We start from the raw sequence: 11,851 nt of genomic DNA, 5'->3' as shown, positions 1-11,851 counted from the left end.
ACACCGCCCATATCGGACACCACATACAGCGCCTCAGTCAGTTGCTCAGGCTGGCGGGCGTGGTCAGTGTTGCCAGTCTTAGCGCCGGGCAAGTGGTTGAGGCGCGACAAATTCTGGTCGAAATCATCAATCCGGCCGCGTGGTGGGCGGAGGCGCTGACCTTCGATCCCGCACTGGCTTCGCAGATCAGCGCCGCCGTCGCCCAGACCCTGGAAGGGCGCACTTTGCCGCTGCGGTTCCTGGGCATGGGCTTCCAGCGCCGCAGCCAGGGCTTGCCGATGCAGTTTCAAGTGACGGGTGACGGGCAAGGACTGAGCGCGGGCCAGCCGGTGCGGATTCTGGTGCAGACCCGGGAACGGCTGTCGGGAGTGGCGCTGCCCCGCGACGCCATCACCCGCACCGACGGCGGTGAATCTCAGGTCTGGGTCCAAACGGTGGCGGAACGCTTTGCGGCGCGGCCGGTGCGGGTCCAGGCGGTAGACGGCGCGACGGTGGTAGCGCTCGCGGGGCTGCAACCCGGTGAGCGGGTTGTCACTGTCGGCGCGTCGTTGCTGGCGCAAGTGCGCTGAGGCAGAACCGCCATGTTCAACGCCTTGATTAACACCAGCTTGCAACATCGCCTGCTCACCCTGGCGGCGGCGGCGCTGCTACTGGGGTACGGCGCGTTTACCTTGCGGCAATTGCCGGTGGACGTGTTCCCCGATCTCAACCGGCCGACCGTCACGCTGATGACCGAAGCTGAAGGCATGGCCCCGGAAGAAGTCGAGCAACTCATCACCTTTCCGCTGGAAACGGCGATGAATGGGCTGCCCGGAGTCACCCGGGTGCGCTCGGTTTCGGGGGTGGGACTCTCCATCATTTATGTTGAATTCGGGTGGGGCAGCGATCTCTATCGTAACCGCCAGCACGTCGCGGAACGGTTGACTGCGGTGCAGGCGCAATTACCACCGGCGATGATCCCGCAGATGGGGCCAGTGACGTCGATCATGGGCGAAATCATGCTGATCGCGTTGCGCACTGATCAGGACTCGGTGACGCCGATGCAGTTGCGCGAGATCGCGGATTGGACCTTGCGCCCCCGGTTGTTGACCTTGCCCGGAGTGGCGCAAGTCATTCCCATCGGTGGCGAGGTGCGCCAGTTCCAAATCACCCCGGATGTCACCCTGATGCAGGATTTGGAGGTGGAACTGGAGGAATTGGAGCGGGCGCTCAAAGGCTTTGGGGCCAACACCAGTGGCGGCTTTCTCAATCAGGGCAGCCGGGAGTACCTGATTCGCCATCTGGGTCGCACCACCCGGCTCGAAGATTTGCAAAATCTGGTGGTGGACACCCACGACCAACAACCGATTTATCTGAAGCAGGTGGCGCAGGTGGAACTGGCTGCTCGGGTCAAGCGGGGCGACGCCAGCTTCAATGGTCGGCCCGCAGTGATTCTGTCGGTGCAGAAGCAACCCGCTGCCGACACCGTGACCCTTACCCAACAGATTGAAACGGCGCTCGCGACCTTGCAAGCCACGCTGCCGCCCGGCGTCCAGATTGAAGTTCTGTTCCAGCAAGCGCATTTCATTGACAGCGCGGTTAGTAACGTCGAGGAAGCATTGCGGGACGGCGCGCTGATGGTCGCGGTGATTTTGTTGATCTTCCTGCTCAATCTGCGCACCACCCTCATTTCCCTGACCGCCATTCCATTGTCCCTGTTGATGACGGTACTGGTGTTCAAGGCGTTCGGCCTGTCCATCAACACCATGACCCTGGGGGGACTGGCTATTGCGATTGGCGAGTTGGTGGACGATGCGGTGGTCGGGGTGGAAAACGTGCTGCGGCGGTTGCGGGAGAACCACACCAAACCCCAGCCCTGCCCGCCGCTCCAGGTGATCGCCCAGGCGACGCTCGAAGTCCGCTCGGCCATTTTCTACGCCACCTTGATTATCGTGCTGGTGTTCGTGCCGCTGTTTGCACTGTCCGGCATCGAAGGTCGGCTGTTTACTCCGCTGGGCATCGCTTACATGGTGTCGATGCTGGCCAGCATGATCGTATCGGTCACCGTGACTCCGGTACTCTGCTACTACCTGTTGCCCAAAGCCGGGTTGCTGGATCACGGCGATAGCCCGGTGGTGCGCCGCCTGAAACGCTGGGACGCCCGCTTGCTGGTCTGGTCTTTTCCCCGCGCCCACGGCTTGCTGGTGGCGGCGCTGGTGCTGGTGGCGCTGGCGGGCGTGGGCTTGCTCAGCCTGCCGCGCGCCTTCCTGCCGGCGTTTAACGAAGGCACCTTGACCCTCAGCGTGCTGCTCAATCCCGGCACCGCGCTGGCGGAGTCCAATCGGGTCGGGACGCTGGCCGAACAATTACTTCTGCAAGTGCCGGAGGTGATCCAGGTCGGGCGGCGCACCGGGCGCGCCGAACTGGACGAACACGCCGAAGGGGTGCATTCCAGTGAGATTGATGTGGACTTGAAGCCTTCGGCGCGCCACCGCGCCGAGGTCATTCAGGACATCCGCGACCGGTTGGCGGCCTTGCCGGCAGCGATCAACATCGGCCAACCGATCTCACACCGCCTGGATCATCTGCTGTCCGGGGTGCGGGCACAAATCGCGCTCAAAGTGTACGGCGATGATCTCGATACCCTGCGCGGCTTGGCGGCGGGGGTTGAGGCGAAATTGCGCGCCATTCCCGGTCTGGTGGACGTGCAAATCGAGAAGCAGGTACTCATTCCCCAAGTGCAGGTGCGGCTGGATTACGAGCGCGCCCGTCATTACGGAGTGACCCCGGCGGCGGTCAGTGAAGCGCTGGAAACCTTGGCTAACGGGCGGGTGATTGCCCAGACGCTGGAGCGTGACCGCCGCTTCGATATTGTGTTGCGCCTGGCCGAGGGCGAACGCACCGTGCATCGGCTGGCGGATTTGCTGGTCAAAACACCGACCGGCTGGGTGCCGCTGAAACTGCTGGCGGACGTGACCGAGGCTGAAGGTCCCAATCAGGTCAGCCGCGACAACGGCCGCCGCCGGATCGTGATTTCGGCCAACAGCGAGGGCCGGGATATGACCGCCCTCATCGCCGATATCCGCGCCGCGCTGGCGGCGACGCCGCTGCCGGAGGGGTATTTCACCGCGCTCGAAGGCCAGTTTCAGGCTCAGGAAGAGGCGACTTTCACTCTCGGCCTGCTGGCGCTGGTGTCGTTCGCCCTGATTTTCCTGGTGCTCTATAGCCGATACCGCTCGGTGACATTCGCGCTGCTGATCATGGCGAACATTCCGCTGGCGCTGGTGGGCAGCGTGCTGGCCTTGCTGCTGGCTGGGCAGGTGCTGTCGGTGGCTAGTCTGGTTGGCTTTATCACCCTGGCCGGGATCAGCACCCGCAACGGCATCCTCAAGGTCAGTCATTATCTCAATCTGATGATCCACGAAGGCGAAGGCTTTACCCAGGCCATGATCATTCGCGGCAGTCTGGAACGGTTGACCCCGGTGTTGATGACCGCGCTGGTCGCCGCTTTTGGTCTGGTGCCGCTATTGGTCAATCCCGACGCGCCCGGCAAGGAGATTTTGTATCCGGTGGCGGTGGTCATCTTTGGCGGCCTGATCAGTTCCACCCTGCTGGATACCCTGCTGACCCCCGTCTTGTTCTGGCGGTTTGGCGAAAAGCCGGCGCTGCGTCTGGCCAGCGAAAGTCACGATGAAAGTTTCTGATTCCCTCTGCACGCAACGAAAGGAGTAGCAACATGAAGTCTATTCAGCAATCCCTGCGCCTGTTCCCGCTGGCACTGAGCCTGAGCTTGACATCGTTGGCCCATGCCGACGCTAATCTCCATGCGATTTCCCAACACGGCGGCGCGATGGTGGAGACCGCCAGCGGCGTCATTCTGGAAATGGCGCCGCGTGATAACGCCCTCTATCTGTACGAGCACAGCGGCCAGCCGCTATCGGTTGAAGGCGCCAGCGGCAAACTGGTGGTGACCGGCGGCAAGGGGCCGATTGCGCTCACTCCCGCTGGCGGCAATCGCCTGAATCTGGCCGAGCCGCTGCCAGCGGGCGCCAAAGCGGTGGTCTCCATCACCCTGCCGGGCAAAGCGCCGATCCAGTCCCGACTTGAACCCGCGCATTGAGCCGTATGGGAGAGCCGCGCCATGTTGAAGTTAAAACTGCCTCTGTTCCTCGCCGCGCTCGGCATGACGCTGGGCCATCCCGTCTTCGCCGACCAGGACGCCATGGCGAAACACTGTCAAGCCATGCCCGACATGCCAGGGTGCGAACGTTATCGTTCAACCCCCTCAACCGCGCCGCCCATATCCAGTAACACATCGGCGGCGCGAGTGCTGCCCGGTGAAGGGCGGGGACCGTTGCCGTCTGCCGTAGCGACGCCCATTATCGAACTGAAAGACGGCGACCGTTACACCCTGCGAGCGGAAATCGTCACCAAGACCCTTGCCGGAACGCCGCTGCGATTGTATGCCTACAACGGTTCAATACCCGGCCCGCTGCTCAAGGTGCGGCAGGGGGCAACGGTCACGATTGAGTTTGAAAACGCTATCGATCAGGACACGACCGTTCACTGGCATGGCTTGCGGCTGGATTATCGGCAGGATGGAACGCCGGGCATCAGCCAATCGCCAGTGCCGCCGGGCGGGAAGCATCGGTATACCCTGCGGTTCCCGGATGACGGCATCTACTGGTATCACCCGCATGTTCGGGAGGATTTTCAACAGGATGCGGGTCTCTACGGCAACATTTGGGTGCTCCCCCGCGATCCGCAAACCTATGCGCCGGTGGATCGGGAAGTGGCGCTGATCGTGGACGACCTTCTGATCGAGAACGGCCAGCAAACCCCCTATGGCCAGGATGTCGCTACTCATGCGCTGATGGGGCGGTTCGGCAACGTCCTGCTGGTGAATGGCGAGGAGCAGTATCAGTTGTCGGTGCGGGCCGGCGAAACCGTGCGCTTTTATCTGACCAATGCCGCCAACGCCCGCACCTTCAACTTGAGTCTGCCCGGAGTGCGGCTGAAGCGGGTCGGCGGCGATAGCGGGCGCTACGAGCGTGAAACCTGGGTCGACAGCGTGGTGCTGGCTCCCAGCGAGCGCGTCATCGTTGAGGCTACGTTCGCCCAGCCGGGCCACGTTGTCCTGACCCACACCACGCCCACCCGAACCTATGCCCTCGGCCAGATCGCCGTCGCCACCGGTGACAACAAGGCAATAGCCGACTCGCTGCGCGACAGTCCGGCGGTGCAGGCCGAAGTGGCTGCGTTCGCGCCATACCTGCAAGCGCCGCCCGACTATACCCTGACGGTCGGGCTGGACATGCCGGGCATGGGCGGCATGGAAGCCGGTGGTGGCCATGCCGGGCACGGTGGGCATGGGCAACCGGCTACCTCAGCACTGCCGCCGATAGAGTGGGAGGATGACATGGGCGCGATGAACGCCGCCGCCACCTCGGCCACCTTGCGCTGGCTGCTCCGTGATCAAGCAACCGGCGCGGAAAACATGGCGATTCATTACCGCTTTGAGCGTGGCAAGCCGGTCAAAATCCGCCTGATCAATCCCGCTACCGGGATGCACCCGATGCAGCATCCCATTCACTTCCACGGCCAGCGCTTTCTGGTCCTCGCCATCAACGGCCAGCCGGTGGAGAACCAGGTTTGGAAAGACACGGTGCTGGTTCCGACGGGCGCGACCGTAGATATCGTGCTCGATCCGTCCAATCCCGGCGACTGGATGGCGCACTGTCATATCGCCGAACATCTGACCGCCGGGATGATGTTCGGGTTTCAGGTGGCGGAGCCGGGCGGTCGTTGAGGGTGGCAATTTCATGATCCGTCATCTCCTCATCGTTGAAGACGACGCCGCGCTCAATCTCGCCCTGACCCTGCACTTTGAAGAGCAGGGGTTCCGGGTGACCAGCGCCCATCGGATTCAGGAGGCGCTGACGGTGTTGGTGGAACACCCGCCGGACGCCGCGTTGCTCGATCAGCAATTGCCCGACGGCACCGGACTGGAGTTGCTCAACCAGTTGCTGGCGCGGGAACCGGGGACGCCGGTCATCATGATGACCGGCGCTCGCGACCTCGATCTGGCGATCCGCGCCATTCAGCAGGGCGCTTATGACTTCGTTTATAAGCCGTTACAAACCCAGGAACTCGAACTCACCCTCGCCCGCGCCCTGCAACACCGGCAACTGGTGCAAAAAGCCAGTGCGCTCGGCGATGATCTGACGCCGCCGGCGGTGAGCGGCAAAATGCTCGGACAAAGCTGTGCCCTGCTGGCGGTCAGCAAGGACATTGCGCTGGTCGCCCCCAGCGACACCCGGGTACTGATCACTGGCGAGAGCGGGGTGGGCAAGGAAATGGTGGCGCGGGCTATTCATCACCACAGCGGCCGGCTAGGTTCCTTCCTGGCGGTCAACTGCGCTGCCATTGTGGATACCTTGCTGGAAAGCGAACTGTTCGGCCACGAGAAGGGCGCATTTACCGGCGCTGTTGCCCGTAAACCTGGCAAGTTTGAATTGGCCGATGAGGGCACGCTGTTTCTGGATGAAGTCGGCGAACTCGCGCCCGGGGTGCAGGCCAAGCTGTTGCGGGTGTTGCAGGAAGGCGTGTTCGAGCGGGTGGGGGGAACCCAGCCATTAACCAGCCGGGCGCGGGTGATCGCGGCCACCCATCGCGATCTGCCTGCCGAGGTTCGAGCTGGGCGGTTCCGCGAGGATTTGTTCTACCGGCTGAACGCCTATGTGATCCCTGTGCCGCCGCTGCGAGAACGGCGCGACGACATTCCATTGCTGGCGTCCGGTCTGATGGCGCGGATCGCCCGCTCGCTGCAACGCCCGCCGCTGAAGATCACCGAAACTGCGCTGGCGCGGCTGTGCCAGTACGATTGGCCCGGCAATGTCCGCGAACTGGTCAACGTAATGACTCAGGCGTTGGTGCGCGCCCGCTATCCGGTGCTGACTCCCGACCTGCTCAGCCTGCCGGATCGCCCCTCCGCACCGACTGTAGAGAGCGATGGCTCCTTGTTGAGTCTGGATGAAGTGGAAGCGCTCCACATTCAGCGGGTGTTGGCCGCTACGAGGGGGCACAAGGGGCATACCTGCGACATCCTCAAGATTTCGCGGCCGGCCTTGGACCGGAAAATTCAGAAATACCAACTTCAGCTTCCCGCCGGTAGGGAGGAGTAATGGCTAATGAACCCCTCTACTCGTCGCCACCCGTGGGTGAGCGGCGCATCCGGCGGCGGTTTTTCCAGGACAGTCTGTCAGTACGCATGTTGGTGGTCGTGCTGGCGGTGGTGATGACCGGCGGCATTCTCATTCATATCCCTTCAATCCTGATTTATCACCGCGCCTATCTGGAACACCGCATCAGCGACGCCAACATTGCGGTGGCGGCGCTGGCGGCACTGGACGATCCCATGCTCGATGCCCGACGCGAGCAAGCCTTGCTGGATCAAGTGGGCGTCACCGGCATCGAAGTGGTGTCTACCCCGACTGAGGCGGGCCTGAAAATGGGTCGGTTTGGCGCGGTGAAAACCGTCGCCGATGGGCATTCGCAGGGATATAGCGGGCTGCTCGGCGAAACGCTGACGGTTTTGTTCTCGCCCACCTCACGCCTGCTACACATCGTCGGCGCTCCAGCTACTCAACCCGAACGGGTACTGATCATCGAATTTAACGACAGTCACCTCAAGCAGGAACTGCGGGGCTACAGCCTGCATCATGTGAGTCTCACGCTGCTGATTTCGCTGTTCACCGCCCTTCTGGTTTATGCCAGCCTGGAACGACTGATGGTGCGTCCGATTCACCGCATCACTGCCCTTCTGGTGAAATTTCGCCAGAACCCGGAGGCGGAGGCGTCGATCATCCAGACCAGTCGCCGCCGCGATGAGATCGGGGTCATGGAACGGGAACTGGTGCGTATGCAGGCCGAACTGCGGGCGGCTTTGACCCAGCAGGCGCGCTTCGCGACCATCGGGCGAGCGGTGAGCCGGATCCATCACGATCTCAACAGCATCTTGTCCACTGTTTCGCTCACCTCGGAGCGGTTGACGCGAATCCATGATCCCGCCACTGGCCGGATTGCCCAACTGCTGGCCAGGTCGGTCGAGAAAGCCATTGACCTTTGTACTCAAACCCAGGATTTGGCGCGCGGTGAAACACCAGTGCCGGCCAAAACTACCTTCCTGCTCTTCCCGCTGGTCGCGGAGGTCGGCGAGATGTTGCAACTTGGCCGCGCCCATCCGATTCGCTGGCGAAATGACATTGCGCCAGATTTCAGCGTGACGGCGGATCGGGAGCGTCTCTACCGTGTCTTCCTGAATCTGGGGAAGAATGCGCTGGAAGCCCTGACCTCCGGCGGCGAAATTCGGATCACGGTGCGGCAAACGGCGGGACAGGCGGTGATCGACATCCGCGATACCGGACCAGGCATCCCGGAAACCACCCTGGGATCGCTGTTCATCCCCTTTGCGACCTCCGGCCGCACGGGTGGCACCGGGCTGGGGTTGGCCACCGCTCGCGATCTGATGCGGGCGCATGGCGGCGAACTGTCCTTGGTCGAGACCGGATCCCACGGCACCTGCTTTCGGCTGACCTTGCCCCTATCCACTCCCTAAGCCTCGCTACCGGACAGTGCGGGTCGGCCATCGTTTAACGTTTCGATAAACCGTTCAAACGAATCGTTTAACAAGCCAGAGCATCCATCGTCCTAATTAAAAATCAGATCGTTAAAAATCGCTAAAGATCAATCAATTGAAATTAAAAATCGAGTTGGCACGGCAACTGCTTAATACCTGTCAGCAACAATGCAAAGCGATACGCCAACCTAAATCCCGTAAGGAGAAAGCGATCATGAAAACGACCAAGCTAATTATTGCCGGTGCAATGTTGAGTTTTGCAGCAGCAGGTGCGGCCTATGCTGACAGTGGCAGTCACACCCCAGCTCAGGTATTTCCGAACCCGCCCAGTCAAAGCCCGCGCACTCCAGTGGCTGCCGAAGCTGGTCATCATAGCGAGGGTGGCCAAGATCGGAGTGGCAAGAATTGGGTGAAAGACGTCAATCCCAATGAAGGCTCGCGCCCCCCGGTGGTTGCCGAAGCTGGTCATCATAGCGAGGGTGGCCAAGACCGGAGTGGCCGGGATTGGGTAGGAGACGTCAGTCCTCATGGCCATGAACATCCGACTGACGCACCTGCTTCCTCCTCGCTGCGGCAATGGGGATGGAACTCGAAATAACGGTCAGTATTCGCGGATGCCGCTTGAAACACGGTTCCTCCTCCATGCAAAGCAATACGCCAACCGAATACCTGTGTAGGAGAGTAATCATGAAGACGACTCAATTGATTATCGCCGGTGCAATGTTGAGTTTTGCAGTAACGGGCGCGGCTTATGCCGACAACAGCGGTTTCAACAATAAGGACAACGGCGGCGAGTCATCCATGTCTGCGCCCCGCCCCGGCTGGAATAAGGGATCGCAATATGGCGTCGGGTGGCTAACTCGCACCACTAATACTCGCTCCGAGGTGCGTTCCACCAGCCAATCTCCCGCCAGCGCTGAACAGGCAGTGGGCAAAAACTGCAACCTGAAACCCATGGTGGGATTTAACCAGCACAACAGCTTTGAGCATTCATGTTGAATTTATCGTGCTAAAGGCTATCCCGGCCGGATGTCCAAATCCGCCGGGACCGTCCAGCGATGAAAGAGAGTTTCCTGATGAATCGAGGTGAAGCGATGGCAACCGATCCGGTCTGTGGCATGCAGGTTGATGAGCGAACTGCGGCAAGCAGCAGTGTGTTCGAGGGAAAAAGTTATTATTTCTGCTCCACCGCTTGCCAGCAGAAATTCGAGGTCAACCCGCCCGCGCACGTTGCCGCACCACCTCCCGCAGGTCACTCAGAGCACTCTGGACACGCGCATCACAATGCCCAAGCCCCGCGAGAATCTCCGGGTCAGAACGATGGCGCGGCTGTTGGCGCGGGCGCGGTGCCTCCAGGAACGCGCTATACCTGCCCGATGCACCCGGAGATCGTGCGCGATGCGCCAGGCGATTGCCCGATCTGTGGTATGGCTCTGGTGCCGATTGCGGGCGCGGGCGGCGGCGAGGCCGACGATTCCGAGTTGCGCGCTCTGACGTGGCGGCTGTGGGTCGGGATCGCGCTCTCCCTTCCGTTGGTGGTGCTCGCGATGTCGCCCATGATCGGCATCCATGAGCTGTTTGGCCTGTTGCCGCAGGCGCGCGGGTGGATCGAGTTTGTGCTGGGCACCCCGGTCGTGCTGTGGGTCGGCGGGCCGATCCTGCGCAAGTTCTGGTTTTCGCTGGTGCATCGCGCGCTCAACATGTACACGCTGATCGGGCTGGGGGTGGGACTCGCCTACCTGTTCAGCCTCGCCGCCGTGTTTTTTCCAGAACTGTTCCCGCTGGAGTTCCGCGAGCACGACGGTGCGGTCGGTACTTACTTCGAGGCGGCGGCCGTGATCGTGACCCTGGTGATCCTTGGCGATGTGCTGCAATTGCGTGCGATGGGCCAGACCAGCCAGGCGATCCAGAAATTGCTGCAACTCGCGCCCAATCTGGCTTGGCGCCTTAGCGACGACGGCAGTGAGGAACAAGTGCCGCTCGAAAGCATCGCGGTGGGTCACCGGCTGCGGGTCAAACCGGGTGAGAAAGTGCCGGTGGACGGGATGGTGTTCGAGGGCGCGAGCCGGGTGGATGAATCGATGATCACCGGCGAGCCGGTGCCGGTGGCCAAGACGGCGGGCGACAAGGTCACCGGCGCCACTGTCAATGGCAATGGCTCATTGGTGATCCGCGCCGAACGGGTGGGCGCCGACACGCTGCTGGCGCGGATCGTTCATCTGGTGGGAGAGGCCCAGCGCACGCGCGCCCCGATCCAGAAGCTGGCCGATGTCATCGCGGCGTACTTTGTTCAGGTCGTTATAGGCATCGCTATTGTAACGGCGCTCGCGTGGTGGTTTTTCGGCCCCGAACCGAAATTCGCCTACGCCTTCCTCAACGCCATTGCCGTATTGATCATCGCCTGCCCCTGTGCCGTCGGTCTCGCCACGCCCATCTCCATGACCGTCGCCATGGGGCAAGGCGCGCGCGCCGGCATTCTGTTCCGCAATGCCGAAGCTATCGAGCGCATGCGTGACATCGACACCGTGGTGGTGGACAAAACCGGCACGCTGACCCTCGGGCATCCGGCGTTGACCGATTTTGTCGCCGAGGGCCTTCCAGAACATGAAGCGCTTGCGCTGGTCGCCGGGGTGGAACAGCTTTCCGAGCATCCCATTGGCCTGGCCATCGTTGCGGCGGCAAAGGCGCGCGGCCTGACGCCACCGTCGGCTGGCGCCTTCGAGGCCGTCAACGGCCTCGGCGTGCAAGCGGATATCGCTGGACAGCGCGTGTTCGTCGGCAGCCGCAGTTTTCTCACGCAGCACGGCATCGATACCCAGCCTTGGGAAGCGCGCGCGGAAGCCTGGCGTCTGGAAGCGAAAACGGTCGTGTTCTTCGCGGTAAAGGGCGTTGCCGCCGGACTCGCTGCGGTTGCCGATCCGATCAAGGAAAGCACCCAGGAGGCGATTGCCGCGTTAAAGGCATCAGGCGTCCGCCTGGTGATGCTCACCGGTGATTCGCGCAGTACGGCTGACGCCGTGGCCCGGCAACTCGGCATCGCCGAAGCCATCGCCGAAGTGCTGCCCGAGGACAAGGCGGGTCACATCAAGCGCTTGCAGGCCGAAGGGCGCAAGGTCGCGATGGCCGGTGACGGCATCAACGATGCGCCGGCGCTGGCCCAGGCTGATGTCGGCATCGCCATGGGCACCGGCGCCGATGTGGCGATGGAGAGTGCCGGCGTGACGCTGGTCAAGG

General features: G+C 62.2%; 9 protein-coding genes. All 9 read left to right on the top strand.

The genetic code is table 11. The annotated features are described in order from the left end of the window. The coding region (locus BN874_RS25035) for a permuted SH3 domain-containing protein (RefSeq protein WP_034431874.1) at positions 1-569 on the top strand (569 nt) is incomplete at its 5' end. A gap of 12 nt (positions 570-581) precedes the next feature. Next, positions 582-3,683, top strand: coding sequence for an efflux RND transporter permease subunit (locus BN874_RS07585; RefSeq protein WP_034431873.1), 3,102 nt, complete (start codon positions 582-584; stop codon positions 3,681-3,683). A 32-nt stretch (positions 3,684-3,715) separates the two neighbouring features. Further along, entirely contained in the window at positions 3,716-4,099 is a 384-nt protein-coding gene (locus BN874_RS07580; RefSeq protein WP_034431872.1) for a hypothetical protein, read from the top strand. 21 nt (positions 4,100-4,120) lie between these two features. Then, positions 4,121-5,788, top strand: a complete 1,668-nt coding sequence (locus tag BN874_RS07575; RefSeq protein ID WP_051497559.1) for a multicopper oxidase family protein — start codon at positions 4,121-4,123, stop codon at positions 5,786-5,788. A 13-nt stretch (positions 5,789-5,801) separates the two neighbouring features. Beyond that, positions 5,802-7,163 (top strand): sigma-54-dependent transcriptional regulator, encoded by a 1,362-nt coding sequence (locus tag BN874_RS07570; protein ID WP_034431871.1) that lies wholly within the window; start codon positions 5,802-5,804, stop codon positions 7,161-7,163. Then, positions 7,163-8,596 carry a sensor histidine kinase gene (locus BN874_RS07565; protein WP_034431869.1) on the top strand — a complete coding sequence of 478 codons (1,434 nt, stop codon included), beginning with the start codon at positions 7,163-7,165 and terminating at the stop codon, positions 8,594-8,596. Before BN874_RS07570 ends, BN874_RS07565 begins: the two co-directional genes overlap by 1 nt. Before the next feature lie 235 nt (positions 8,597-8,831). Further along, a complete protein-coding gene (locus BN874_RS24350) occupies positions 8,832-9,215 on the top strand; it encodes a hypothetical protein (RefSeq protein WP_154724799.1) in 384 nt (127 codons plus the stop codon). Between the two features lie 89 nt (positions 9,216-9,304). Beyond that, positions 9,305-9,616, top strand: coding sequence for a hypothetical protein (locus BN874_RS07555; protein WP_034431867.1), 312 nt, complete (start codon positions 9,305-9,307; stop codon positions 9,614-9,616). A 77-nt stretch (positions 9,617-9,693) separates the two neighbouring features. Beyond that, the coding region (locus tag BN874_RS07550; protein ID WP_081756223.1) for a heavy metal translocating P-type ATPase at positions 9,694-11,851 on the top strand (2,158 nt) is incomplete at its 3' end.

This window comes from Candidatus Contendobacter odensis Run_B_J11 (assembly GCF_000531125.1).
In the GTDB taxonomy this organism is placed as follows: Bacteria; Pseudomonadota; Gammaproteobacteria; order Competibacterales; family Competibacteraceae; genus Contendibacter; species Contendibacter odensensis.
The sequence above is the reverse complement of the archived record's forward strand: the minus strand, read 5'-3'. Positions and strand labels throughout refer to the sequence as shown.

Coding starts and splice junctions, on each gene's coding strand:
- BN874_RS07585 (WP_034431873.1), top strand. CDS start 582: ATGTTCAACGCCTTGATTAACACCAGCTTGCAACATCGCCTGCTCACC.
- BN874_RS07565 (WP_034431869.1), top strand. CDS start 7,163: ATGGCTAATGAACCCCTCTACTCGTCGCCACCCGTGGGTGAGCGGCGC.
- BN874_RS07575 (WP_051497559.1), top strand. CDS start 4,121: ATGTTGAAGTTAAAACTGCCTCTGTTCCTCGCCGCGCTCGGCATGACG.
- BN874_RS07555 (WP_034431867.1), top strand. CDS start 9,305: ATGAAGACGACTCAATTGATTATCGCCGGTGCAATGTTGAGTTTTGCA.
- BN874_RS07570 (WP_034431871.1), top strand. CDS start 5,802: ATGATCCGTCATCTCCTCATCGTTGAAGACGACGCCGCGCTCAATCTC.
- BN874_RS07580 (WP_034431872.1), top strand. CDS start 3,716: ATGAAGTCTATTCAGCAATCCCTGCGCCTGTTCCCGCTGGCACTGAGC.
- BN874_RS24350 (WP_154724799.1), top strand. CDS start 8,832: ATGAAAACGACCAAGCTAATTATTGCCGGTGCAATGTTGAGTTTTGCA.